Source organism: Mechercharimyces mesophilus (genome assembly GCF_059818345.1).
On sequence record NZ_JCBAPH010000001.1, the window covers coordinates 326,796 to 351,242 of the forward strand.

Annotated in this window: 22 protein-coding genes and 2 other annotated features (1 of these 24 cut by a window edge); of the genes, 15 read left to right on the plus strand and 7 right to left on the minus strand. The window is 45.8% G+C overall.

What is annotated here, in order from left to right; all coding sequences use genetic code 11:
• Nucleotide 1: a binding site (T-box leader), on the plus strand; it begins 228 nt to the left of the window's first position.
• A 50-nt stretch (nt 2-51) separates the two neighbouring features.
• Together leuS and AC6RGY_RS01760 are read left to right on the plus strand one after the other, a co-directional pair.
• Nucleotides 52-2,520, plus strand: a complete 2,469-nt coding sequence (leuS, locus tag AC6RGY_RS01755) for a leucine--tRNA ligase (RefSeq protein WP_499859239.1) — start codon at nt 52-54, stop codon at nt 2,518-2,520.
• A gap of 272 nt (nt 2,521-2,792) precedes the next feature.
• Nucleotides 2,793-2,954, plus strand: a complete 162-nt coding sequence (locus AC6RGY_RS01760; RefSeq protein WP_499859240.1) for a hypothetical protein — start codon at nt 2,793-2,795, stop codon at nt 2,952-2,954.
• A gap of 134 nt (nt 2,955-3,088) precedes the next feature.
• On the opposite strand, the gene comER is transcribed toward AC6RGY_RS01760, so the two are convergent.
• Complete coding sequence (gene comER / locus AC6RGY_RS01765; protein ID WP_499859242.1) at nt 3,089-3,928, minus strand: late competence protein ComER; 840 nt, start codon at nt 3,926-3,928, stop codon at nt 3,089-3,091.
• A 126-nt stretch (nt 3,929-4,054) separates the two neighbouring features.
• On the opposite strand from comER, the gene AC6RGY_RS01770 reads away from it, so the two are divergent.
• The gene (locus AC6RGY_RS01770; protein ID WP_499859244.1) at nt 4,055-4,714 is read left to right on the plus strand and encodes a helix-hairpin-helix domain-containing protein; all 660 of its coding nucleotides are present in this window, start codon (nt 4,055-4,057) and stop codon (nt 4,712-4,714) included.
• Between the two features lie 69 nt (nt 4,715-4,783).
• Here the strand turns inward: AC6RGY_RS01770 and AC6RGY_RS01775 are convergent, their stop codons facing one another.
• Both AC6RGY_RS01775 and AC6RGY_RS01780 read right to left on the minus strand, forming a co-directional pair.
• Nucleotides 4,784-5,182 (minus strand): hypothetical protein, encoded by a 399-nt coding sequence (locus AC6RGY_RS01775; protein WP_499859246.1) that lies wholly within the window; start codon nt 5,180-5,182, stop codon nt 4,784-4,786.
• Between the two features lie 207 nt (nt 5,183-5,389).
• Nucleotides 5,390-6,583 carry an ornithine--oxo-acid transaminase gene (locus AC6RGY_RS01780; protein WP_499859247.1) on the minus strand — a complete coding sequence of 398 codons (1,194 nt, stop codon included), beginning with the start codon at nt 6,581-6,583 and terminating at the stop codon, nt 5,390-5,392.
• A 309-nt stretch (nt 6,584-6,892) separates the two neighbouring features.
• Here AC6RGY_RS01780 and dcd point away from each other — a divergent pair, with 309 nt between their 5' ends.
• Nucleotides 6,893-7,450 (plus strand): dCTP deaminase, encoded by a 558-nt coding sequence (gene dcd, locus AC6RGY_RS01785; protein WP_499859248.1) that lies wholly within the window; start codon nt 6,893-6,895, stop codon nt 7,448-7,450.
• A gap of 125 nt (nt 7,451-7,575) precedes the next feature.
• On the opposite strand, the gene AC6RGY_RS01790 is transcribed toward dcd, so the two are convergent.
• Nucleotides 7,576-8,301 carry a YheC/YheD family protein gene (locus tag AC6RGY_RS01790; RefSeq protein ID WP_499859250.1) on the minus strand — a complete coding sequence of 242 codons (726 nt, stop codon included), beginning with the start codon at nt 8,299-8,301 and terminating at the stop codon, nt 7,576-7,578.
• Nucleotides 8,302-8,575: 274 nt separating this feature from the next.
• Here AC6RGY_RS01790 and AC6RGY_RS01795 point away from each other — a divergent pair, with 274 nt between their 5' ends.
• Entirely contained in the window at nt 8,576-9,898 is a 1,323-nt protein-coding gene (locus AC6RGY_RS01795; RefSeq protein WP_499859251.1) for a helix-turn-helix domain-containing protein, read from the plus strand.
• Nucleotides 9,899-10,417: 519 nt separating this feature from the next.
• Here the strand turns inward: AC6RGY_RS01795 and AC6RGY_RS01800 are convergent.
• Both AC6RGY_RS01800 and AC6RGY_RS01805 read right to left on the minus strand, forming a co-directional pair.
• Complete coding sequence (locus AC6RGY_RS01800) at nt 10,418-12,226, minus strand: alpha/beta fold hydrolase (RefSeq protein ID WP_499859253.1); 1,809 nt, start codon at nt 12,224-12,226, stop codon at nt 10,418-10,420.
• Nucleotides 12,227-12,289: 63 nt separating this feature from the next.
• A complete protein-coding gene (locus tag AC6RGY_RS01805; protein WP_499859257.1) occupies nt 12,290-12,880 on the minus strand; it encodes a TetR/AcrR family transcriptional regulator in 591 nt (196 codons plus the stop codon).
• 172 nt (nt 12,881-13,052) lie between these two features.
• On the opposite strand from AC6RGY_RS01805, the gene AC6RGY_RS01810 reads away from it, so the two are divergent.
• The 9 genes from AC6RGY_RS01810 (at nt 13,053) to holA (ending at nt 22,226) form a co-directional block, all read left to right on the plus strand.
• Entirely contained in the window at nt 13,053-13,199 is a 147-nt protein-coding gene (locus AC6RGY_RS01810; protein WP_499859260.1) for an RAxF-45 family protein, read from the plus strand.
• Between the two features lie 336 nt (nt 13,200-13,535).
• Nucleotides 13,536-15,176: a ribosomal protection-like ABC-F family protein gene (gene abc-f / locus AC6RGY_RS01815; protein WP_499859262.1), complete on the plus strand. Its 1,641-nt coding sequence runs from the start codon at nt 13,536-13,538 to the stop codon at nt 15,174-15,176.
• A 331-nt stretch (nt 15,177-15,507) separates the two neighbouring features.
• Entirely contained in the window at nt 15,508-16,086 is a 579-nt protein-coding gene (locus tag AC6RGY_RS01820; RefSeq protein WP_499859265.1) for a TetR/AcrR family transcriptional regulator, read from the plus strand.
• 71 nt (nt 16,087-16,157) lie between these two features.
• Nucleotides 16,158-16,517, plus strand: coding sequence for a DMT family transporter (locus AC6RGY_RS01825; protein WP_499859267.1), 360 nt, complete (start codon nt 16,158-16,160; stop codon nt 16,515-16,517).
• Nucleotides 16,518-16,563: 46 nt separating this feature from the next.
• Nucleotides 16,564-16,884 carry a DMT family transporter gene (locus AC6RGY_RS01830; protein ID WP_499859268.1) on the plus strand — a complete coding sequence of 107 codons (321 nt, stop codon included), beginning with the start codon at nt 16,564-16,566 and terminating at the stop codon, nt 16,882-16,884.
• A 231-nt stretch (nt 16,885-17,115) separates the two neighbouring features.
• A complete protein-coding gene (locus tag AC6RGY_RS01835) occupies nt 17,116-19,548 on the plus strand; it encodes a DNA internalization-related competence protein ComEC/Rec2 (RefSeq protein ID WP_499859269.1) in 2,433 nt (810 codons plus the stop codon).
• Nucleotides 19,549-19,654: 106 nt separating this feature from the next.
• Nucleotides 19,655-20,206 (plus strand): RNA polymerase sigma factor, encoded by a 552-nt coding sequence (locus tag AC6RGY_RS01840; protein WP_499859270.1) that lies wholly within the window; start codon nt 19,655-19,657, stop codon nt 20,204-20,206.
• Entirely contained in the window at nt 20,193-20,969 is a 777-nt protein-coding gene (locus AC6RGY_RS01845) for a zf-HC2 domain-containing protein (protein WP_499859271.1), read from the plus strand. Before AC6RGY_RS01840 ends, AC6RGY_RS01845 begins: the two co-directional genes overlap by 14 nt.
• A 225-nt stretch (nt 20,970-21,194) precedes the next feature.
• Nucleotides 21,195-22,226 carry a DNA polymerase III subunit delta gene (holA, locus tag AC6RGY_RS01850; protein ID WP_499859273.1) on the plus strand — a complete coding sequence of 344 codons (1,032 nt, stop codon included), beginning with the start codon at nt 21,195-21,197 and terminating at the stop codon, nt 22,224-22,226.
• 17 nt (nt 22,227-22,243) lie between these two features.
• Here holA and AC6RGY_RS01855 read toward each other — a convergent pair whose 3' ends face one another.
• Nucleotides 22,244-22,744, minus strand: coding sequence for a CcdC family protein (locus AC6RGY_RS01855; protein WP_499859276.1), 501 nt, complete (start codon nt 22,742-22,744; stop codon nt 22,244-22,246).
• A 448-nt stretch (nt 22,745-23,192) separates the two neighbouring features.
• Nucleotides 23,193-23,408 (plus strand) — a binding site (T-box leader).
• A gap of 49 nt (nt 23,409-23,457) precedes the next feature.
• Between AC6RGY_RS01855 and trpS the strand changes: the two genes are divergently transcribed.
• The gene (gene trpS / locus AC6RGY_RS01860) at nt 23,458-24,447 is read left to right on the plus strand and encodes a tryptophan--tRNA ligase (protein WP_499859279.1); all 990 of its coding nucleotides are present in this window, start codon (nt 23,458-23,460) and stop codon (nt 24,445-24,447) included.

Consider the following 24,447-nt stretch of genomic DNA (forward strand, 5'->3'; position numbering starts at 1 on the left):
CTATAGAGCTGGGGGCGGGAGGTTTTTATTAATTTTTAGAGGTGAATATCGATGCAGAAATATCAGGGACAAACAATAGAACCCAAGTGGCAAGAAATTTGGGAAGAACAAAATCGTTATCAGACGAAAGAAGAAGATGGAAGCAAACCAAAGTATTATGCTTTGGAACAGTTCCCTTATCCTTCGGGCGAAGGATTACATATGGGGCACGTGCGCGTCTATTCCATCGGAGATGTGGTAGCCCGTTTCAAAAGCATGAAGGGGTATCATGTGCTCCATCCAATGGGAGCGGATGCGTTTGGCTTACCGGCAGAGAATGCGGCCATCTCGCGGGGTGTCGATCCCGGTGAGTGGACACGGGCGAACATGGAAAAGATCAAAAAAGAACAAAAAATGCTGGGTGTTTCCTATGACTGGGACCGCTATGTAGGGACTTGTGAACCGGACTATTACCGCTTTACGCAATGGTTGTTCCTCCTCTTTTATGAGCAGGGGCTGGCCTATCGGAAGAAAGCGGCGGTTAACTGGTGTCCCACTTGTAGTACGGTGCTGGCGAATGAGCAGGTGGAAAATGGTTTGTGCTGGCGCTGTGATAGCGAGGTGACAAAGAAAGAGTTGGAACAGTGGTTCCTCAAAATTACGGACTATGCTGAACGTCTCTTGGAAGGGTTAGACCGTCTTCCTAAATGGCCTGAGCGCGTAAAGACGATGCAGCGCAACTGGATTGGGAAGAGCGAAGGTGCGATGGTTTCCTTTCAACTCCCGGAGTTAGGTCAATCGCTTTCTGTCTTTAGCACACGTCCGGACACCTTATATGGAGTAACCTATGTCGTGTTGGCTCCTGAGCATCCTAATTTGGAGAAGCTGATCGCCGGTAAACCCAATGAAGAAGAGATCCGCACCTTTGTGAATGAGATGAAACGTGCTTCCGATATCGAGCGCACTTCTGGCGACAGTGAGAAAGTGGGTTATGATACCGGTGCGGTTGCGGTTCATCCTTTGACAGGAGAAGAAATTCCGGTGTGGGTAGCCAACTACGTGTTGGGTGACTATGGCACTGGAGCGGTTATGGGTGTTCCCGCTCATGATGAGAGGGACTTCCAGTTTGCGCAGGCGTACGAACTTCCGATCCGGCAAGTGATCCGTCCAGCAAATGAGGAAGCAGAAGATGCAAGTGCTCCCCTTTCCTCAGCGTATACAGAGGAAGGAATTATGATGAACTCTGGATCTTTCAACGGTATGAAGAACCAGGACGCTATTACGGCGATCGGCAAGCATTTAGCGGAAAATGAACAGGGAGGAATGCATACCGATTATCGGTTACGTGACTGGCTTGTTTCTCGTCAACGCTACTGGGGATGCCCCATTCCGTTTGTCTACTGTGACGATTGCGGAACCGTTCCTGTTCCGAAGGAGCAGTTGCCAGTCGAATTGCCACAAGATGTGGTTTTTGACGGCAAGAGCAATCCATTGACTACTTCCCCTTCGTTTGTGGAAACCTCATGCCCTTCCTGTGGAGGAAAGGCACGGCGTGAGACTGATACGATGGATACCTTTATGGATTCCTCGTGGTATTTCCTGCGCTACACCGACTCACATAATGAGGAAATGCCCTTTGACCCAGCCAAAGCGAATCGCTGGATGGGTGTGGATCAATATATTGGCGGGATCGAACATGCGGTGCTCCATTTGCTCTACTCTCGATTCTTTATGAAGGTGCTTTATGATGCCAAATTGGTGGCTCATGATGAGCCATTTAATAGCCTGCTTCCGCAGGGGATGGTAAATAAAGATGGGGCAAAGATGTCCAAGTCCAAAGGGAATGTGGTCAGTCCGATGGAGATTATCGAGCGCTATGGAGCGGATACCGCGCGCCTCTTTATCCTCTTTGCAGCTCCACCGGAACGGGATATGGAGTGGAGCGACTCCGGTGTGGAAGGAAGCTATCGCTTCATCAATCGTGTTTGGCGCATGGTAGAGCAGTACCAAGCCTTGTTTGCGGATCGTCCTACCGCACAGCCGGCTGCTGGAGAGGCGAAAGAGTTGCATCGCCTGATGCACCATTCCATCAAGCGTGTAACAGAGGATATTGAAGAGCGTGACCAATTTAACACCGCTGTCAGCGCGATCATGGAATTGGTGAATGCGATTTACACTTATCCGTCTGAGGCCGATCGTGGCACCTTAGCAGATGCGATTGAAAATGTATTGCTTCTGTTAGCACCTTTTGTTCCGCACGTGACGGAAGAATTGTGGAGTCAGTTGGGACATGAGACGAGCATTCATGCACAGGATTGGCCCACTTTTAATCCAGCAGCATTGGTACAGAGCGAAGTAGAGCTAGCGGTACAAGTGAACGGCAAGGTGCGTGGCAAAGTGATCGTGGATAAGGATGCCTCGCAAGAAGAGATTGAAAAGCTGGCCCTAGCGGACGAACGAGTACAAGCACAAGTGGATGGAAAGACCGTTCGGAAGGTGATTGTTATCCCAGGGAAGCTGGTTAATATTGTGGCGAAATAGAGGCTGAAAACGAGGAAGGAGCGGACACACAGGTCCGCTCCTTTTTTAGGTATAGGGCAGGGTCTCGATATATGTATAACCGTAAGAGGGTCTCTAGAGGGAGAGTCCATATTTGTATCTGTATAGAGTTCATTGGTGCTATATACCCAGGTAGGGTGGGTTGGTTAAGCTGTCGTATAATGGTGCTTCCCTTTTTTCATACATAACGTACATAACGGTGTACAAGAGAGACCAGTCTAATAAGAAAAAGAAAGAAAAAGGAGCCGGAACAGATGAAGAAAAGCGAAAAGAGGCAAAAGGGACAGCCGATGCCTCCCGTGGGAGCGACAAAGGAAAGGGACGATGCCTTTGCTAACCATGCGAATCCACTGGGTGAGGCCGTAGAGGCAAACCGAGAGAAGAAGCAAGAAGGGCCCAATCGACCGGCAACTTAAAAAAGGAGGAGCGGGAGAGGTGTCGAACTTTGGATATAGAAAGGTTTAGAAGGAATTAGGAAGGAAGAAACAAAGAAGAAGCAGGTGGAATCTCCACTTGCTTCTAACTTCTAAAAATCCCCTTCTACCCACGTCTACTGATGTTCTACGCTCATTTTGTCAAACATCGCTTTTACTTCGGTGATGTCTTGACCATATTTTTTGTGAGTAATGTGAAAAAGGTCACGGAAAACGGGGACGAATTGCGATTCCAATCGCTTTAGTCCTTCACGCGTAATGCCTCCAGGGACAGCTACACGCTCTTGTAAGCTCTTTAAAGAGAACTTTCCTTTTGCGAGCAACGTACCGACTCCTGATGCCATGTGAATGACGAGCGGGGTCGCTGTTTCCCGTGGGAGTCCGGTTTCTTCAACAGCGGCATCAATTAATTGCTCTAAGATATTAGAGATGAAAGCGGGAGCGCATGAAGCCAAATCCGAGGCGATGCGAGTATAATTCTCTTCGATCGGCAGAGGGATACTGATTTTGGACATCAAGTTACGCAAAAATACCTGATCCGCTTCTGAAAGACGTGTTCCAGGAATATAAAGCGATGCGCCACTGAGGCCAGCATGGGTGATGCTGGGTATCACCTTCGCGATTTTGGCAGTCAAATAATGTTCTAAATCTTCGATTAAAACGGGACTCGTGATGGATACAATCATCTGTGCCGGCTGAATAATTGAACGGATTTCCTCCAGTACAGATCGATATTCTTTGGGCTTAATACAGAGGAAGATACAGGCACATTGCTGTGCAAGCTCACGGTTGCTTTGGGCTACCTGAATACCCGGAAAAGCATCAGCCAATTCTTCGGCCTTGTCTGGAGTACGGTTGTAGATCATGATTTCTTCGGGGCTGAGGGCTTCCGCCTCAATAAAAGCTTCGATTAGGGTACGGCCCATGCTACCAGTACCAATAAACCCTATTAACATGGGAGAAAACCTCCTTATGACGAATTCACTACAAGCGTTAATGGATAAACGCTCCTGTCTGGTAATTCTTACGCACGATGGACATTGAATATGATCATGACTTGTCGAAGGAGAGGAGAGAAAAGAATGCTGGGGGACGAATGGAGCTTACGAGAGAGACGAATGGGATGGATTATTGGGGTCTTGGGAGGGCTTTTGCTGGTAGCAATCGGCTATGGTTGGGTGCAAGCGCAAGAGAAGGCAGAGATAGATCGAACAGAGCTTCCTCTGTATGAACCTGCTATCCAATCGGAACAAAAGGAAGAGGAAGCAGAGAAGAAGGAGAAAGTGGCCTCCGATAGTAGGATGATGGTGGATGTGAAAGGGGCGGTAAAGCACGCTGGTGTCGTAACTTTAAACGAAAACTCACGGGTAACCGATGCCATTGAACAAGCAGGTGGAGTGACGGATGGGGCCGATATGAGTCGGGTTAACCGAGCGCAGCTTCTTCGTGATGGAATGGTCGTCTACATTCCTGAAGCGGGTGAAGAGATTCCTACGACCATCCCTTCCAGCACGGGGGCGAACTCGGACGTGCAAGACAGTGTGGCAGGAAAGGTAAATGTGAATCAAGCCGATGCGAGTCAGCTAGAGACAATTACGGGAATTGGTCCGGCGAAAGCTTCTGCGATAGTACGATACCGAGAAGAGAATGGGCCTTTCTCTTCGGTTGACGAACTAGCTGAAGTCTCTGGAATTGGAGAGAAAACGGTTGACCTCTTTCGAGAAGAAGTAGTAGTAGAGTGAAAAAAAGAATACCTAGGAGGAAGGCAAAAAGAAAAAGGGTCCAAGACCCCGGTAATGATCTCTCTCACTTTAAATAGAAGGAAGAGCATCTTGTTTGAACAAAAAGGGTTTGATTTCCGTCAAAGTTTTTTCCCAATATTGATTTTCATGTGCCGGACGAAAAGGAGAGACTTGTTCGTTCTGCGCCCACAACCATTGCCACATGCCCTCCTGATCATGGGGATAGGGGCCATCCTGGGAGGAAAAGACGGACCATAACTTATTATAGATAGCAACACATAAGCCAATTTGGATCGCATCTTCCGCCTCCCATTGGTAAACAAGAGGGGTCAAAACTTTTTGAATTCCTTTCCATGTAAAGATGACAAGATCTTCGGCAGAAGGAGGATGAAAATAATTATCGGAAGAAAAAGGGTCGTCTTGTATAGGTGGAGTCTTTGACTGTAAATCGCGCCTTGCTGTGCGCATGGGATGCCCCCTGGATTAGAGATGATCAATCATGGTCACCTCATTATATGAGTAGATCTTCTTTTCGATTCGATATTGAAGGGTGAAAATCCTCTTAAAATGGTGAGCGAATAAAGAAAGGAGGCAGGAAACGATCGCTTGTTTCTGCCTCCAACATTTATGAAATAGAAATCCCTATGGGATGAGGAATTACCTGCTTTGCTCGATCTATACCGACAATACTTTGCGGATGTGTTCTAAAGCCCAATCCAATTCCTCTTTGGAAATGACTAATGGGGGCGCAAAGCGAATCGTGTTCTCGTGCGTTTCTTTACATAAGAGCCCTGCTGCCATCAATTGTTCGCAGTAGGAGCGAGCAGGAACCGTTAACTCAACCCCGATAAACAGCCCTTTTCCACGGATCTCCTTTATGGCAGGGTTATTAATTTTCTTTAATTCCTCTTTGAAATACGAGCCCAGTTCTTGTGAACGCTGAGGCAATTGTTCTTCTTCCAGTACCTCTAATGCAGCGACGGCAACGGCGCAAGCCAATGGGTTGCCACCAAAGGTGGAGCCGTGTGATCCTGGATCGAAAACTCCTAGAACCTCTTCATCTGCTGCTACACCGGAGATAGGAAGCACACCACCTCCGAGGGCTTTCCCCATAATATACATATCAGGGGTGACTCCTTCCCAATCGCAAGCGAAGCGTTTTCCGGTACGGCCAAATCCGGTTTGTATTTCGTCGGCTACGAATAGGACATTCTCTTTTTTACACAATGCGGCTGTTTCTTTGATAAACCCTTCAGGAGGAAGAATAACACCGGCTTCTCCTTGAATGGGTTCCATGAGGACAGCGGCAGTGTTGGGGGTAATGGCTTGCTGTAGTGCTTGGATATCTCCGTAAGGTACTTTGACAAACCCAGGGGTATAAGGGCCAAAGCCACGCCTAGCTCCTTCATCTGCGGAGAAGGAAACGATGGTTGTGGTCCGTCCGTGGAAATTTTGATCGAACACAATGATTTCTGCTTGGTTTTCAGCAACCCCTTTGCGATCATACGCCCAGCGACGAACCGCTTTAATCGCTGTTTCGACGGCTTCTGCACCCGTATTCATCGGAAGCACGAGATCTTTTCCCGTTAGCGCTGCTACTTTTTCATAAAAGGGACCCAGTTGGTCGTTATGAAAGGCGCGGGAAGTAAGCGTAACCCGATCGGCTTGTTCCTTTAAAGCTGCGATGAGACGAGGATGACGATGTCCATGGTTGAGAGCAGAGTAAGCACTTAGCATATCCATATACCGTTTGCCGTCTGCATCTTCTACCCAAACCCCCTCTCCTTTGGCAATAACGATAGGAAGTGGATGATAGTTTTGTGCGCCGTGGCGATCTGTGCGCTCAATGATGGCTTGGTTATGAGACATGACGCATTACGCCTCCTTTATCTTTATCATTAGTTTATGCGAAAACGAAGGGTTTCACTCGATAAGTGTATCATCAGGAGTTTCATTAGAGAAGCCTTTGGGGGCTAAAATTGCCTTGATGACCACTTCTCTCGTTTGTTTGGCCGGAAATCGGATGGTTCTCTCTATGATAGAGTATGTTGTGGAAAGGGCATGGTGAGAGTGAATTTAAGTATGGATCTGTCATAGCTCTCTTTTGCAGGTGCTTTCCGTTTGTCCCTGTTTTCTTGTACAATAGGGAGAAAGAAAGAGAAAAGGAGTAACGACGAAATGACGATTAAATCAGATAAATGGATTCGCAAGATGGCAGAGGAGCAAGGAATGATCGAACCTTTCATCGATCGCAATGTGGGCAAGGGCGAAGCGGTTAGCTTCGGACTAAGTAGTTATGGTTACGACCTTCGGGTTTCCAACGAATTTAAAATTTTTCATAATGCCCTTACGCCTGTTATCGATCCCAAGGAAATCAATTCGGATTCCTTCCTAGATTTCACGGGGGATGTTTGCATTATTCCACCTAATTCATTTGCGCTCGCCCGCTCGGTGGAATACTTTCGGATTCCTGAGAACGTGCTAGCCATCTGTGTTGGTAAATCTACGTACGCGCGCTGTGGAATCATTACCAATGTGACTCCCTTTGAGCCAGGCTGGGAAGGGCATGTCACCTTAGAGATCTCCAACACGACTCCACTACCAGCAAAAATTTATGCGGAAGAAGGCTTGTGTCAAGTTCTATTCTTAGAGAGTGACGAAGTCTGCGAAGTTTCTTATAAAGAAAAGAAAGGAAAATACCAGGAGCAGAGAGGGATAACGTTACCCAAGGTGTAGAAAGCTTGGCTCGCCTGTCGTATCGCCGACACACAGCTTCTAATGATCCTGCTATTCAAACGAAAACCTTTTGAAAACAAGCCTCTATGAATGGAACCAACAAGGAGGCTTGTTTTCGAGGGTTCTTATAAATAACTGACAATTCTCCGATAATGACTCTGATCTTTCATTTTCTTAAACCGCTTAAAGTTAGGCTGAGGATTGGCTTCAATAATCCAAACATTAAGATTTTTATCGATTCCTACATCCAATCCAGATATTTTCATGCTGGGTTCAGCATTCCCTAGGACAATCCCTGCTTTAAGACACGTATCGTATAGCCTACTTGCTGCCAACTTTTGTTGATTTGCGTTTAGTCCAGCAAGTGTCAAAGCCTCTTTTAATTGATAAACCGTCCCGCGACTTCTAGAGTTGGTGATGAAGAAGTTCTTCCCTGCTACCTTGGCTAGTGTAGCGGTGGCGGTCCACGGAGAGCGGACATTCTTTCTTTGCACAATCACACGTACATCACAAGGTTGGCCTCCCACCGTGAGGAGGGGAATCCATCTTTGGATCATGTACATAGAACGCGAGGATTGACCGATGTATTGGAGATAATTTTTAAGTTTGTGCTCGTTGAGGTCCAACCTTTTAGAATGGTGGTGCACATAGTATCGACTATTCTTCTTTGCGATTTTCAGAACCCCTTGTCCCCCAGTTCCCCCAGAAGGTTTGAGCACAACAGCTGGATAGCGATTCAACATAGATTGTAGCTGATTATAGGAATAAAGGTGGGTTTCGGGTAACCTTTTTTTAATTTGCTCATCCTTACGGAATGCTTTCTCATACCTCCATTTGTAACCGATCCGCATGATTTATCACCATTTTCTATAAGGTAAGTTGTACAGGATCAGTATATTGTCAACCTCTCTCATTGGATTGGATGTTTGTTAGCGTGCTTCTATAAATGTTGGAAATGCGGATAGTGGATATTAGGAATCATGGGGGTGATGAATCAAAAATGAACGGAGGAGGGAAAACGATCACGACAAAAAGCAAAGGTATGTAGTGAGTACTATATTGCCATTGTTCTGAATTAATATATAATAAGAGAAAAGTACTAGGTAATTCTAAGGAGGATTGAAAATGGAAGGGCTACATACACGTGAGGTTGGTGAGATTTTCCGTCGTATCAGGAAGGAAAAAGGACTCCGACTAGAGGATGTAGCAGATGAGAATATATCCCCTGCCACGGTGTCCAACATTGAACGTGGGGTGCCACATGTTCTACCGGGAAAAATAAAATATTTGATGGAGCGCTTGGAAACCACAGAGTCGGAAGTGAAGAGTCTGCGGGTAGGTGTGAATGAGGAGTTGGCATCGCTACGACTGGAAATGACAGCGATTGAGTCCTTGTTTGATGTTGGACAAGGAGATCAGGCATTTGAGAAGTTGCAAAAGTATGAGTCGATTAGTACGGAACACCCGATTGCTCCCTATGTATTTCACCTAAGGGGTCGATGTTATCGAAATAAGGGGCAGTGGGGAAAGGCGAAGAAAGAGTATTTAAATGCGGTTCGGCTAGCTAAGAATAATCCCTTCGAGAATCTAGAGGCGAGTGCGTATAATATGTTAGGGGTATTATCTTTTTATCAGAATGACTTGGATGAAGCGATCTCATATACGGATAAAGGCTTATCTTCTTTTAATTCCGAAGGAAAGAACGCTCATATATTCGATATGCTCAGGGTGAACAAGCTGGCATATCTTGAAAAGCTCAATCGCTTAGGTGAATCCTTCTCCCTTTTAAATGATTTGTGGGACAATAAGGAAAAAATAAAAAGACCGGAGCTCCTCCTGCATCTGTATCATCTAAAAGTAAACTTGTTGCGGAAAACGGATCACTATCAGGAAGCGATACAAGTGGGGATTGAAGGAGTAGAGAGAGCGAAGCTTTCTAGTGAATACTCTCGTAGGGTCGACTTGTGGGATGCCCTCGGTTGTGTCTATTTGCGGTTGAATGACTTAGACAATGCTGAGGTTTGTCTTGATTACGCATTAACGCTACAATCCATTGTTGAAAAATACTATTTCTTTGTCTCTACACTGACTAAATACGGCATTTTGTACATGAGAAAAGGGATGTGGGAAGTAGCGGAGGCCAAACTAGGGGAAGCAATCGCTCTAGGTCAAGAATTGAAAGCGGATATCTACCTTATCGATGCCTATGTAGTAATGGGTGATCTGAAGAAGGATCAAAAGCAATTTGAAGATGCCATTGTCTTCTATCGTCACGCCTTAAATATTTCAGATCGCATTGATTTGAATCGCAAAAAGCATGCCATTCTTTATCGTCTGACCTTATGTCTACAGCAAACGGACCAACATGAATTTAGGGAGCAATTGGTGAATATGTTTGAGATAAAGAAAGAAATTAAGGAGGATGAAGTAATTGATGAGATCATTTAAGTCGTCAATTATTTTAGCCGTTTTACTAATTGTTCTAAGTTCGGCTTCGCATCATGGTGCTCCTGTACCTAAAGAGATTAGTCCAGAGCCATCTGTCCCGAGTGAAAGTTAAGTCAATTTGAAGAAATATGACGGAATAATCACATTTGTGATAGAGAAGCTGTTGTTAATGGGACATTCGCCCTTCCAGATAGGGATGTCCTTTTTCTTTGCTTACTCGAGTTAATTCTATAAGGGTTATTTGGACAGATAGTAGCTATGAATGAGATCTTGGCACTTTTGATCGAATAGACTCATTCGCTCTCCTTCATCATGAAGAGGAAGAGCTTTCACCCTTCTACTACGAGAAAGATACCTTCTATATTAACAAACGATCTAGCAAAACATCGTTTTAGCAAATGAAGACTTTCATGAAGGCGACTGTTCTAAAGGTATAATGAGGCAACCCTTAGAACAGTCGAATAAAAGGAGATTTCGAGAAAGTGATGTCGAGTTTAGTTAGTGGGGCGATAAGCAAGCTTATTTTATAAGACTTTTGTGTAAGATACCTGCCAAAAGATCAGCTGTCTCTCTTGGATGAGTGATGGGGAAGGAGGACGCATACGGAAGAAGGTGTTTATCAGCACCAAGTTCATCCATCTTTGATGGTGTCCGTTCTCCTAAAATTATTGTTGCTTCCATATCATCATTTAAAAGAAAGGACTCGTTTCTTTCCTGATAGAGTATGGTGAGAAAGTCGGTTGTCGTTTTCTGGATACGAGGGGATCGAAGATCATTTTCTAGGTGGTTCAGGAAAGGAGCTGGAATACCCTCTTCCTGAGTGAAAAATCCGCTTTCGATCAGGAATGTCTTTAAGTGTTGTGTATCGCTCCAAGATGAGATCATCTGATAGAGATGATCCAGGTTGTTTTGTGGGTGAAGAAGAATCAATTGTTGTACAGCATCTTGCAATTGTTCGCTAGCAAGTGCGGCAATCCATCCTCCGATAGAGTGACCGACCAGAACAACAGGCTGGTCAAAGCTGTTGACCATTTCGGTTACAGCTCTTATGCTTCCTCGAAGGGGATCGGAATCATGATGATAGGGAGAACGTCCAAATCCAGGGAGATCGGGAGCAATCACGGGGCCGATCTTTTTTTGTTCCCACTCTTGGATCAATGGAACGAGCGAGTCTGCTGCTCCCCATAAACCATGGAGTAAAATGATAGGTGTACCCGAGCCTTTCGTCTCAAGTGTCGCAAGGTTTCCACGGCGATTTCGAATGAGAGGTGGTGTGGACTGATTGTAATGGGATAAGCGATAATCTACATCTGCGATCACATGTGGCAAGATAGAAGATACGGTGAGTGGCTTTTGGAGCACTTTCTGTACACTCTCACCTGGCCGGTCGTCGTGAATAATAAAATGGAGTGTTTCTTTAGGAAAGCCCATCTCTTCACCAAGTAGGGACCATTCTTCACGTAGACGAGTGATCGAATGATGTTTTTGTGGAAGGTTCACTCGCAACTCATGAAAGAGATGATAAAAGAGGCCTTCAATATCAGGCGCATCCTTTTTTTCAGACAGCATATAGTAGGTATCGCTTGTGGGTTCAGGCTGATCGACTAGCCGATGAATGAGGCGGGCGACATCACTTTTGCTGACGAGTGGTAACCAATGATCTTCTTCTTTCGGCAAGGCTTTTACTTGATCTCTGCGAATAAGGTCGACAAAGAGACCAAGCGCACTTAGTTGTTCATTCTCCCCTGTGTGGATATCCCCAATGACTGTGGAGGGATTAACGACAGATAAAGGAAGGTTGATCTCTCTTGTTTGCTGACGAATAAGCAAGTCAGCGGCAAATTTCATCTGTTCATATGCTCCTAATTCAGGATAGAGGGAGGGAATATGGTATGGATCAAGGGTAAGGTCCACGTTTTGTTCATTATAGGGACTTTGATACCCAACCACATGGATGAAATGGTTGAAAGAAGGATTGGTTTGTTTTATTTTTTTGCATAGTTCCATTAACTCTTGAGCGGAGTCGAGAAAAACCTTCTGGGCGCTCTGTGGATCGAGAGTAATATCCATGGGTCCTCCGGCATGAATGATGGTATCACTCATTAGAACTTGCTTTCTTCCTTCGGCATTTAATCCGAGTTCCTTCTGAGTGAGGTCGCCGAAGATGGGGTGTACGTCCTTATCTTTTAGAGAGAGTTCCTCTTGTAGGTGGAGGAATTTTTCTTTGGAGCGCAGTAGAAGGAGCACGGTATGCTGACTTTTCAGGAGGTGTTTGAGAACTTCTTTACCAATAAATCCAGTTGAGCCGGTTAATAAAATCGTGGACATCATCATCTCACCTTTATCCAGTTATTTTTAGTACTATGTAGTACTAGTTGAGGGTAAAAAAAATTAATGAAACAAGGAAGGAATCATGAGGGTGTAGTCCTCAATATAGCGAGCATCACCCGTGATTTCAGCCATCATCAAGGCTCCTTCCAAAGAAGCGAGTATGAAGCGGGCTGTTTTCTCTTCGTGTATCTCGTGGGTGAACTCTTTCTTCTCGCTTCCTGTGCGAATCAACTGTTGCAGAAAGGGAAGGAGGTCCGTAAAAAACTGACTCACTACTTTCTGTATGGTAGTTGATTGCTGTGACGCTTGGAGATAGAGGGAGATAAAAGGGCATCCATATGGATTATCCTCATCCTCTTGGCATTCCTCCTGTGTGATCAAAGTGTGCAAGTGAGCCAGTTTAGCGACGGCCGATGTATTCGTATCAGTTAGAATGGTCTCTAAACCAGTTGTAAACTGTGCGATTCTCCATTGAAGCACACCGATCGCTAAATCTTCTTTGGTCTTAAAGTGATAGTAGATGTTGGACTTGGATACATTGCTCGCTTTGACTACTTCATCCATGCTGGTGAGGTGGTATCCTCTTTGGAAAAAGAGCAAGGCGGCGACCTGAATAACATGTTCGCGATTGGTTAATTTTTTCGTGTTCATAGTAGTACTATATAGTACTAATCGAGGAGGTGTCAATAGAAAACTGAAAAAAAGTTAGCACTGTCGACTCTTTCTGTTCTCTTCTCTTTTCATGAATTGATTCTTTTCCCTCTTGCTTTGTTCATCCTATTCAGTTACGATAAGATTATCTATATAAAGGAGGTGAAAGGGATTGTATATTGGTATGAATGGACAGTACCTGACATGGACGGTGGAAATCGTTACCATAACGCATGAATTTGCTAATAACGGGACACGTCTGCCCATTTTTCGCTGTTCAAACCGATATACAAGTACCCTTTCACCACTCGGCAAGTAGGACGTTGGTAACAGGAATCTTTGCTATCCTTGAATCAAGGACGAAGATGAATGAGAGAAGGGATTCTCTTTGCTTACGGGAAGCTTCTAGCATAGGATGAACGATATGATGGCGTTCTTACGCTATGTCGCTCGATTCTTCCGTTGACAAAAGAAGCCTCTCACTCATGAATCCTGATCCAGCCATCGTCTGTTTCTAAAGAAGAGCTTTTGGTTATTTTAAAAAAAGCAAAAGACTTCTTGTGGGGTGAATTTGAATACGTCCCAAAGCCGCGGACAAGGTACTTGTATCTCAAGACCTTGTCCGCGGCTTTTTTATGTGGAAGGAGAAGCAAACATGATCGTTTGTGCGATGAATCAATTAGGAAAAATGTACGGTGGTAGCTGGGTGCTCAAAGGACTGAGCGCAGAAATTAAAGAGGGCGAGCGTATTGGACTCGTAGGTGCCAATGGAAGCGGGAAGACCACCTTACTCAAATGTTTGTCTGGTGTGGAGCGCCCTGATGAAGGAGATGTTTTTCTTCAGAAAGAGGCAGTAGTTGGCTACCTTGCCCAAATACCTATTGGGGAAAAGGAAGCAACTGTTCATCAGGTATTACGAGCTCCCTTCCATTCTTTATTACAAGTGGAACAGCAGATTGAACAGGTAACTGCAGAAATGAGTGAAGTGGGAAGCAGCAACCCCGATCGTCTGGAGAAGCTCCTTGCACGATATGATCGCTTACAGCACCAATTTGAAGAAGAAGGCGGCTACCAGATGGAGGCGGAGATCGCTAATGTGGCCAACGGTTTGGGATTAACACCTTTACTGGATCAGCCGTTTCACCAACTGAGTGGAGGAGAGAAGACGAAGGTGGGTCTGGGGACGGTGTTATTATCTCAACCCAAGTTACTTCTCTTGGATGAACCCACCAACCATTTGGATTTACATGCGATCGAATGGCTTGAAGGGTTTATCGAGCAATTTACAGGGGCAGTGGTGATTGTTTCGCATGATCGCTATTTCCTCGACCGAACCGTTACGCAAATATGGGATATGGAAGAAGGGGAGCTAACGACCTACAAGGGCCATTACTCCACCTTTGTGGAAGCGAAGGAAGAAGCGTTGCTTCGTCAATTTGCTAACTATGAGGAGCAACAGAAAAGAATCAAGAAGATGAAAGAGGCTATCAAGCGCTTACGAGAGTGGGCCAACCAAGCCAATCCACCCAATGATGCTTTGCATCGGCGTGCCAAAAGCATGGAGAAAGCATTGAATCGCATGGAAAAAGTAAAGCGGCCTGTCTTGGAGAAGAAAAAGATGGGGTTATCCTTTGGCAAGGAAGAACGAAGTGGAAAGGACGTCTTTCTCTTCGAAGAAGTGGAGAAGTGCATGGGTGGACGTACCCTTTTTCAACAAGTAAATTTACAGGTGCGATTTCAAGAGCGCATTGCGATGGTGGGAGAGAATGGCGCAGGGAAGTCGACCTTGTTAAAGATGATGTTAGGCGAAGCAGAACCAGACAGGGGAAAGGTTCATGTGGGAAGTGGAGTGAAGATCGGTTACCTCTCTCAAATGGGATTGGAAGGATACGATCAGGAGACGGTACTCTCTGCTTTTCGCGATCAGGTTCCGGTGGATGAAGGGAAAGCAAGGCAATTGCTCGCGCGCTTCCTTTTCCATGGTTATGCTGTCTTCCGTCAGGTGAAGGATTTGAGCGGTGGAGAGCGAATGCGGCTTCGTCTGGCTCAGTTGATGCATCAGGAAGTGAACACGCTTGTTTTGGACGAACCCACCAATCACTTGGATATTGATTCACGTGAGGTGCTGGAAGAGGCACTGCAAGACTTCACAGGAACCATCTTTGCTATATCGCACGATCGCTATTTCATCAACAAGTTGTTTCAGCGCATCTACTGGTTGGAGAATCATGCCTGTACCCGCTATGAGGGGGACTATGATGAAGCAAAGCGCAAGCGAGCGGAGTTGAGGAAGTAAGCGGATGGCTAGGGGTGGCAAAACGATTGGAAACAGCCTGCTTAGGTGATATACCTTGAGCGGGCTGTTTAACATGGAATAGGTTAGAGAAGTGGCACACGATAGGATGTCTGCGAACCTCATCAATTTACAGCGATAGAAAATTTATTAAGAACCATTTTTACTAAGGTAGTGATATCCCGATAGAGAGCAACGGGTAGGTCATACTTGATTATTCATCTCAGTATGGATAATTTACAGTCGGAGCTTCGAGAGGAAAGCATGGTTGACGCCTTCTTAACAGCAGTTTATAATATAACTAACGAACGGTAGGTAGTCAGGAGGAAGGATCATGACAGCCAATGCAATCAAAGAGGTTTCAAAATCACTCTTTGCTCGGCATGGATACGAAGGAACTTCGCTAGCGAAGATTGCACAAGGGGTGGGAATTAAGAAATCTTCCATCTATGCGCACTTTGAAAACAAAGAAGCACTTTTTTTAGCGGTGCTAGAAGATGTAGTCAATCAGGATCTTTTCTCGCTAAATGAGTTTGTGAAGAAAACCAAGCAGGAATCATCCGAGAAACGGCTCTATCAGCTGATCAAAGAGATTAGTCAGCAGTACCGTGATGAGACGGAGCAGTCCTTTTGGATGCGTGCGGTATTCTTTCCGTGTCCGTCACTGAAAGAGAAGATCCAAGAGCGAATTGCTACGTACGATCAGAAATTCATTAATATTGTTCATCACCTCTTTCAAGAGGGGATTGATGCAGGGGAAATGAAAGAAGGGGATGTGGAAGAGATGACCCTCGCCTACTGCTGCGTATTGGATGGTCTCTTGATTGAGATTCAGTACCTTGATGAACCGCAGATTCAGAAGCGGATGGATTCGATTTGGAAAATTTTCTGGGCAGGGGTAAAAGTATCCTAATGGATGATGAAAATTATTTTTGCTATTTAACAAACGAACGATCGTTAGTTCATCGGGAGGAGGAAACCATCATGATGAAAAAAGCTTGGCTTTATGTTTTTTTCGGTGGTGTATTGGAAGTGGGATGGGCCATGGGGCTCAAATATGCGGATCATTGGCTCTTTTGGGGAATAACGGCGGCATTGATCGGGCTTAGCTTTTATTTTGTTTCCAGCGCCATCAAGGTACTGCCGATTGGTACCGTTTATGCCGTCTTTACCGGATTGGGTTCTTTTTTTATGGTGTTCGTGGGCATCTTATTTTTAGGAGAGCCAGCAACTTGGACACGGATTTTCTTCGCTTTCATACTCATTATTGGGGTGGTCGGACTCAAATGGTCGTCTAGTGATGAGACCGAGGAAGAGCCGATGCAGGAGAGATATGAAGCGTAAAACAATGGAGTGAAGTGGGTACGTTGAATATGGAGGAGGGAGTGTTATGGTGTGGGCTATCTTATTTGTAGCCGGTTTGATGGAAGTGGCGTCCGTGACGATGCTGAAGCTTTCCGATGGGTTGAAACGCAAAGGCTTCGTTTTGCTTTTTATGATAGCAATGGCGCTCAGCTTTTTCCTGCTTTCTTGGTCTCTGCAATCTTTGCCTCTCGGAACGGCTTACGCGATTTGGACGGGGATCGGCGCCGCTGGCAGTATTATCGTGGGAATGCTCTTCTTTCACGAGTCGCGCGATGGGTGGCGGATCTTATTTTTGTCCATGGTGGTGATCGGTGTCATGGGGCTCAAATTTGCGACGACCGCGTGAAAGAGAAGTTTCGTGAACGAGTAAGAATTTTCCTTTTTGTAAAAGATGCACCCGAGATGATCTAGCGTTGTGGCGCAGAACATAGCGGGAGCATCTTTTATTTGTTTTCCGTTGTGTAAGATTTTTTCGATATTTGTTTCTGTATTATAGGGAAATGGTCACCATCCATCGAAATGTTTTCTACATATATCCTTATCTTTACAAGATGAAGCATAGATGGAGGCACGTTTTATGCGTCGACCCTTGTTTGTACTCGCTGTTGGTATGATTATGGGGATCAGCTTAGCTAATACACTCTCTCTTATCTTATGGTTGATCCTTATGGGTGGAGGGATCGCTCTAGGTAGTCTTCTCTTCTATCGCTGGCATCGTTTGTTCTTTCTTCCCTGCTTACTCTTTGCTGTGGGTTTAGGTGGCGCTTATTTTACTGTGGTAGATGATGATAACCGTTCCTATCTGTCACAAGTATTTCAACAAGAAGGACCCCTTCAAGCAGTGCTTATCGGCAAGATCCATCATGCTCCTACAGTGGATGGTGACCGACTTCGCTTTCAATTACAAACAGAAGAGGTTCTCTACCAGGAGAGGTCCTTCTCTGTCCCATCGGAAAAAGTAGTGGTCTCTGTTCGCTTACATACGCAGGAAGAGAAAGAAGTCGCCAGGCGGTGGGTGCGCGATATGAAAGTGGAGGTTCCAGCAGAATTACGCCTGCCGGCAGAAAGAAGGAATCCAGGTGCGTTTGACTATCGTTCTTATCTCTACCAACAGCACATTCATTGGACAGCATTTGGGGAGGGACTGGGTCAGATTCAGGTTGAATCTACTGAGGGAGGATGGATGCGCCTAACGGATTCATTGCGATCGATCCTTCAAGAAAAGGTTTCTACTCTCTACCCATCCGACACAGCAGGAATTATTGCAGGGATGCTATTAGGGGAACGTGAAGAGGTTCCAAGCGAGGTAGAGGAAGATTTGAAACGGCTGGGGTTGGTCCATATCCTCGCCATCTCGGGTTTGCATGTGGGAGTACTGGTGGCTTGTCTGTTCCAAGGATTAAAGTGGATTGGCGTGACGCGAGAGAAGTCGGCTCTCTGTGCTCTGTTGTTTCTCCCTTTGTATGTGACACTAACAGGGGCGGGTGTCCCTGTTGTGCGTGCTGCGGTGATGGCTGGAATGGTACTGGTTTCTGTCATGTTCCGTCGCTATAAAGACCCTCTGTCCTTCTTGGGATTGGCGGCGCTCGTTCTCCTATTGTGGGACCCCTATACGCTTTTTCAAGCAGGCTTTCAGTTATCTTTTACGTTGACGTTGGCGCTCGTGATAGGAGTGGGCCCACTCCAACGCCTCCTTCCCGGGGCGAAGTGGTTTACTTCACTTGTAGCCGTTACGTTGGTGGCACAGATAGCTTCTTTTCCGTTGGCAATTACCCACTTTCATCAATATTCTCTTCTTTCTTGGATAGCCAATCTATTGCTTGTTCCATTGGTCAGTTTGTTCGTGATCCCGTTGGCTTTCCTCTCCCTTCTTTTTAGTTTTCTCCCGCTTGGTATAGCAACGGTGGCTGCTTTTCTTTCTTCTTCTGTTCTTTCACTTTTGCTTACTCTATCGGAAACCATGGCCGGATGGCGAACTTTCCATCTGAATTGGCGTCCGCCCCCGCTAGAGTGGCTCGCTTTATATAGTGCAGGTTGTGTTGCCCTGTTTTTTGCCTGGACAGGCGATTGGTACTACAGGAAAGGGATACGGCTTCTTTCTTGTCTGCTCATGGTTGGACTCTGCTTCTATGCTTATCAACCGTGGGAGCGTGATCATCTGCGTATCACCTTCTTGGATGTGGGACAAGGCGATTGTATTGTGATCGAAACACCAGAGGAGCAAACCATTCTCATTGATGGTGGAGGGATGCTTCCCTTCCCACGAGCGCAATGGCAAGAGCGAGATGATCCGTACGAAGTAGGCAAGGATGTCGTTCTCCCTTACTTGGCCTACCGTGGCATTCAAACGATTGACCTTCTGATCCTCTCGCACGGAGACCAAGATCACATCGGGGGTTTGTCTGCTGTGGTCGATGAGCTCCCTGTGAAGCGAGTTATTCGCAATGGTCGTCCAGCAGAGAGTGATCACGAGAAATCTTTAATGTCTATACTGCAGAAGCAGGAGAGTGATATTTATAGAGGAGGAGCAGGCATTAAAGAACAATTAGAACCTCATGTATCACTAATGATTTTGCATCCCTCGTTGCAGGAAGTTCCCTCTGTCCAATATCAGGAAGGAAGCAATAATGACTCGGTGGTTGTGTGGCTTTCTGCATATGAAAAAACCTTTCTTCTCACAGGAGATATTGAAAGAGAGGCAGAAGAAGAGATTCTTTCCCGTTGGAGTGTTTCGCAGGTTGACGTGTTAAAAGTAGCGCATCATGGTAGTAAGACATCAACCAGCCATGCTTGGTTAGATCAAGTGAGTCCGCAATATGCCGTTATTTCGGTGGGAGAAAAGAACCGCTACGGTCATCCAGCTCCTGAAGTGATCGCGCGTCTTAAAACGAGTGGAGCCTCTCTATTTCGGACGGATATACAAGGAGCTATTACGTTTTTAGTCTCTGAAAAAAAGATGAGAGTGCAGACTATGAGAAGAGATGAAGGTGAGGGGCCTATGATAGAATAAGGAGATCCGGAAGAAAACCTTTCTTCTAAAAAAAATGCTTTAAAACAATGTTTTCCAGCAACTTCTTGTAAAAAATGAACGTCTACAAAGATAGGAGGGATGACAGATGGAGGAGGTGAATCGGGCGAAACGGGCGATCAATGGAGATCGAGAGGCGATGATCCAGCTACTCCGAGATTTAGAGACCCCATTATACCAAACCGCCTACTATCTCATGGGAAATGAACACGATGCCATGGATGCGACACAAGAAGCACTCTTGCGTATTTATAGAAAAATCCATACATTCCAAGGACAGTCCAAATTAGAAACTTGGGCGCAACGGATTGTGACCAATATTTGCATGGATGCCTTTAGGCGCCGCAAGAAAACAGTTCCCTTGTTAGAAGAAGTTGAGCCCGTGGATGCCCACGCACAAATGGAAATGGAAAAGCGAGATGTTACCCAAGATTTGCAGGAGGCCATCAGCCGCTTACCGGATCACCAACGTGCCGTCGTGGTGATGCGTCATATGCAAGATTATAGTTATCAGGAGATCTCTGAGGCTCTGGGCTTACCACTAAACACGGTTAAATCTCATTTATTTCGTGCCAGGAATCAACTCAAAGATTGGCTAGCCAACTACGATGAAGGAGGTGGAAGGCATGAAGTGCGATAATGCACGTGAATCTCTTCAGTACCGGCTAGATGGTGCTTTGTCTCCTGAAGAAGAGCGAGAGTTAACGGCTCATTTGGCGAAGTGTCCAGCTTGTCAGGAAGAAGAAAGCAAGCTGATGCATTTGGAAGAAATGCTGTCTCAACTCCCCTCCGTCCAGCCTCCAGTAAGCATTGTAGAGCAGCTAATCCCCCAATTGGAAGAAGAGAGTACCACTTTGGACAAGGGAGTAGAGAAAAAGAAAAATAAACCTTCCTTCTTTCATGCGAAGCGAAGATGGTGGTTGGGTGGTGGCATCGCTGCAGCCATTTTGCTTACCTTTCTCTCATGGCAGGGAGATGTTTTGGGTCCAGCGGACACCGGCTCCGAGTACACACAACAGATGGAGACCATCCCTTCGCAAGAAGAGGGCGATCAGTCAGAGGAAGGTCCTGGTGTAAGTAGCTTCTCTGATGAGGAACCTGATCAGCAAGGAGAGGGAACAGAGCAAGGGACGGCGAGTCCACAAGAAGTACAAGTGGTTTATTCCCCCGATCGCCAGTACCGGGCAATCGTACAAACCCGTCAGCTCATCATTTTCACGGCTGAGGGAGAAGAATGGTTTCGTTCCGAAGAGTGGGGAATTGATCAACAAGCGAAAGTGGAGTGGGAAACAGAAGAACATCTTTCTGTACACATTTACCCTCGCGTAGATGATATCTCAGGCATGAAGCCAAGTGAGACGCGCGTCATTAATGTGAAAGAAAAGACGGAAACGGTGGAATAAGAAGGAACGACAACTCGTTTTCGGTTCTGGTGGAATACGAGAAAGTGCACCAGTGCATCCTGAGCCACCAATAATATCCCGTATGGATTCTTGTGGAAAGGGTCACTTTGATGGAGAAGAAACGTACGCAGCTGTATAATGGATGATAAGAGACGGAAGTGGACGGTGAGAGAAGCCTACTTCCGCTTTTTCTTGTAAAGGGTTGCTGGAGGAGGGAAGTCATTCATGCCATCATCATTATTTCGATCGATTCGACAAGGGAAGTTTTCACCTGTCTATCTCTTTTATGGTAGTGAATCGTTTCTGATGGAAGAGGCGTGTCATTTATTAAAGGTAAAAGCACTACCGGAAGAGGAACCTGATTTTCATCTAGTGGAACGTGATCTGGAAGAAGAACCGATTCAAGCACTCATCCAAGAAGCCGAGACACCCTCTTTTTTTGGAGGACGGCGAGTCATATTGGGGAAAAATGCCTCATTCCTTACTTCTGCGACGAAAAAAGCGAAGGTGGAACATGATGTGGAGGCGTTACATCAATATATCCAGGACCCCTATTTGGAAAACATTCTTGTTCTTTGTGTGGTGGCGGAAAAACTGGATCAACGAAAAAAAATGGTGAAAGCGCTGTTGAAGGAAAGTACAGCCGTCCAGTTTGCTCCATTGGAAGGAAAAGAATTAATGAAATGGGTGGAAGAGCGGTTGAAAAAAGAAGGGAAAACCGCAAGCTCTGATACCGTGAAGCGCTTTATCCAAAGAGTAGGGACCAATCTATACCTGTTGGACAATGAGTGCAAGAAGCTGGTTACTTATGCTGGCGAGGAGCAGGAGATTACGATGGAGATGGTGAAGGCATCTGTTCCGCGGACGTTGGAACAGGATGTCTTTAAGTTGGTAAACTGTGTAGCGGGTCGCAAAGGGAGAGAGGCGCTTGCCATTTTGGATGACCTCTTTCTTAATCGGGAAGAGCCCCTACGTATTTTGGTTCTCTTGACGCGGCAAATTCGCTTGATTCTTCAAGTGAAGGTGTTGGGTGCACAAGGTCTACCAGACAAGCAGATTGCGCAGCAACTGAATGTTCATCCCTATCCTGTGAAGTTGGCCAGGGGGCAGGGTGAATCCTTCTCGATGGAAGGTCTACGGTCATTTTTAGCGATGGCAATAGAGACCGATCAGGCGATCAAATCGGGGCGGATAGAGAAGACATTTGCCTTGCAACGTCTCATCTTACAGGATGTTACTTCGTCGGCACGTGAGTAAGAGAAAAGTCGCTTACCTCAGTTAAGCGGCTTTTCTTCTACTAGCACCTTCCTTATTTTTGTATATTGAAAGTACATGGCCAGTCGCCAAGGAAGAAGCATTCCAAATGCGAGCAAAAAGAAGACAGCGCCTGTTTGTGCGATAGTAATATGGGCTTCTACGTATTGATGTAAGACCAGCCGTACCACCAATAAGCTTAAGAGAATGGCCACAAAGGCTTTGGAACGGGAGAGGTACACGTCTGATTCTCGGATCTCCATAGCAGAGGTGCGAATTAAGGGATAAGCAAAGAAGATCGCCCCACAAGCAAAGGCGAGGAGTGCCCAGGAAAGAGGAATGCGGGTAAAAGGAAAGAAAAACATAAAGAAGCCCGTACTCATTCCCATTGGAGGCAGGAGAATTTTCTTTGCTGTAATGGGTTTGTTAGCTGATTTTAGACGAACAATGGCGGCTATACTGCCCATCATGATGGCAAAAGCGGTAGCCACATACGGAAAATAAGAGGGAAGGGTTGGCATGATTGTCAAACTCCTTTCATCATAATGCATAGAATAGCAAATGGTATGTATCGCTTAATCAGGGTTATCGATGAAGATCTCCACCTGATGAAACTGAATTTTTGACTCAGTGAAATTATAATCCTTTTGATGGAAGAAAGATAATTACTCCTCTTCTTCATGGAAGAGAGCGCAGGGAATCTCTGAGGAGGTCTTGACAACGTTCCTGTGCAACCGCCTGAGCAGGCGGTTCCCGGACCTTCCATCAGGTTAGGGGAGTACGACACTCCCCTGCTGTGCCTACTTTCATCCAGGGCATGTGCTACTGAATCAAACAGGTTTTCTAAGCGCAAATAGAGCTACTGGACTCATTCTATCACAAACGAGGTGTGAAGCGATTGGAGCTTGCATCGGGAAGATGTCCATTGTATGATAGTGTTACCATTTTGACTCGGTTAAGGGTCATTCATACGAAGCGTTGAAGAAGAAGAGTAGCAAGGGTGGGACTGTCGCAGAGAGTTGGCGGACGGTGCAAGCCAATCAGTCTTCCTTGTGAATGGGCTTCCGAGCTATTTTCCGCTAAAGGATTCGGCTTTTTAGTGGAAGATCGGTACTGGTCGTTATCCAGTAAGCGCACCAAATGTTGGTGAAGCAGGGTGGTACCGCGGGTAATCTCGTCCCTTTTGGGGAACGGGATTTTTTTATTTTCCAAAAAAGTGAGGAGCGTAATTACGATGAAACGGATTTTATCGGGGAGTCAACCAACAGGCAACCTTCATTTAGGAAATTACTTGGGAGCATTGCAACAATATATCAATCTTCAATCAGAAGGGGAAGGGTTTTATTGTGTTGTTGATTTACATGCATTAACGCTACCGCAAGATCCGGAGGCACTGCGGCAAAAAACGATGGAATTAGCTACGTTGTATGTAGCCGCGGGTTTGGACCCTAATCAAGCGACCCTGTTTGTACAGTCGCACGTACCAGCTCACACGGAGGCCGCGTGGTTATTGCAATGTATTGCACGTATGGGTGAATTGAATCGGATGGTGCAATTTAAGGAGAAAGGTAAAGAATCTGAGACGGCAGGCGTCGGTCTGTTCACGTATCCCGTATTGCAAGCAGCAGACATTCTGCTCTACGATGCGGATGTGGTACCCGTGGGCGAAGACCAGAAACAACATATTGAATTGACGCGTGATTTAGCTGAACGTTTTAATCATCGCTTTGGTGACGTATTGAAGTTACCCGAACCATTGATTCGTGAGCAAGGTGCACGGATTATGGGTTTGGATAATCCGGTTAAGAAAATGAGTAAGAGTGCAGAAAGTGCGGGGAACTATATTAATTTAATGGAAGAACCGAAAACGATCATGAAAAAAATGAAACGAGCGGTAACGGATTCGGAAAATCTGGTTCGCTATGATCCGGAGCATAAGCCTGGCGTAAGCAATCTGTTGGAGATTCATAGTCTTTTGTCGAACGAGCCGATCTCTACTTTGGAAGAGCGTTTTGGAGAGGCTGGTTATGGCAAGTTGAAAATAGAGACGGCAGAGGTCGTGATTGATCATCTGACTCCTCTACAAGAGCGTTATAGACAGTTGGAGCAATCGGGGGAGATCAAAGAGATTCTGGCTACAGGTGCAGCACGTGCCAATGAAGTGGCAGGTGAGGTACTGGAGAGAATGCGCCAAGCTGTAGGATTGATAGCACCGTTTAAATAA

Bases quoted from the DNA above. Each gene is read 5' to 3' on its own strand.
- leuS (WP_499859239.1), top strand. From the start codon at position 52: ATGCAGAAATATCAGGGACAAACAATAGAACCCAAGTGGCAAGAAATT.
- AC6RGY_RS01760 (WP_499859240.1), top strand. From the start codon at position 2,793: ATGAAGAAAAGCGAAAAGAGGCAAAAGGGACAGCCGATGCCTCCCGTG.
- comER (WP_499859242.1), bottom strand. From the start codon at position 3,928: ATGTTAATAGGGTTTATTGGTACTGGTAGCATGGGCCGTACCCTAATC.
- AC6RGY_RS01770 (WP_499859244.1), top strand. From the start codon at position 4,055: ATGCTGGGGGACGAATGGAGCTTACGAGAGAGACGAATGGGATGGATT.
- AC6RGY_RS01775 (WP_499859246.1), bottom strand. From the start codon at position 5,182: ATGCGCACAGCAAGGCGCGATTTACAGTCAAAGACTCCACCTATACAA.
- AC6RGY_RS01780 (WP_499859247.1), bottom strand. From the start codon at position 6,583: ATGTCTCATAACCAAGCCATCATTGAGCGCACAGATCGCCACGGCGCA.
- dcd (WP_499859248.1), top strand. From the start codon at position 6,893: ATGACGATTAAATCAGATAAATGGATTCGCAAGATGGCAGAGGAGCAA.
- AC6RGY_RS01790 (WP_499859250.1), bottom strand. From the start codon at position 8,301: ATGCGGATCGGTTACAAATGGAGGTATGAGAAAGCATTCCGTAAGGAT.
- AC6RGY_RS01795 (WP_499859251.1), top strand. From the start codon at position 8,576: ATGGAAGGGCTACATACACGTGAGGTTGGTGAGATTTTCCGTCGTATC.
- AC6RGY_RS01800 (WP_499859253.1), bottom strand. From the start codon at position 12,226: ATGTCCACGATTTTATTAACCGGCTCAACTGGATTTATTGGTAAAGAA.
- AC6RGY_RS01805 (WP_499859257.1), bottom strand. From the start codon at position 12,880: ATGAACACGAAAAAATTAACCAATCGCGAACATGTTATTCAGGTCGCC.
- abc-f (WP_499859262.1), top strand. From the start codon at position 13,536: ATGATCGTTTGTGCGATGAATCAATTAGGAAAAATGTACGGTGGTAGC.
- AC6RGY_RS01820 (WP_499859265.1), top strand. From the start codon at position 15,508: ATGACAGCCAATGCAATCAAAGAGGTTTCAAAATCACTCTTTGCTCGG.
- AC6RGY_RS01825 (WP_499859267.1), top strand. From the start codon at position 16,158: ATGATGAAAAAAGCTTGGCTTTATGTTTTTTTCGGTGGTGTATTGGAA.
- AC6RGY_RS01830 (WP_499859268.1), top strand. From the start codon at position 16,564: ATGGTGTGGGCTATCTTATTTGTAGCCGGTTTGATGGAAGTGGCGTCC.
- AC6RGY_RS01835 (WP_499859269.1), top strand. From the start codon at position 17,116: ATGCGTCGACCCTTGTTTGTACTCGCTGTTGGTATGATTATGGGGATC.
- AC6RGY_RS01840 (WP_499859270.1), top strand. From the start codon at position 19,655: ATGGAGGAGGTGAATCGGGCGAAACGGGCGATCAATGGAGATCGAGAG.
- AC6RGY_RS01845 (WP_499859271.1), top strand. From the start codon at position 20,193: ATGAAGTGCGATAATGCACGTGAATCTCTTCAGTACCGGCTAGATGGT.
- holA (WP_499859273.1), top strand. From the start codon at position 21,195: ATGCCATCATCATTATTTCGATCGATTCGACAAGGGAAGTTTTCACCT.
- AC6RGY_RS01855 (WP_499859276.1), bottom strand. From the start codon at position 22,744: ATGCCAACCCTTCCCTCTTATTTTCCGTATGTGGCTACCGCTTTTGCC.
- trpS (WP_499859279.1), top strand. From the start codon at position 23,458: ATGAAACGGATTTTATCGGGGAGTCAACCAACAGGCAACCTTCATTTA.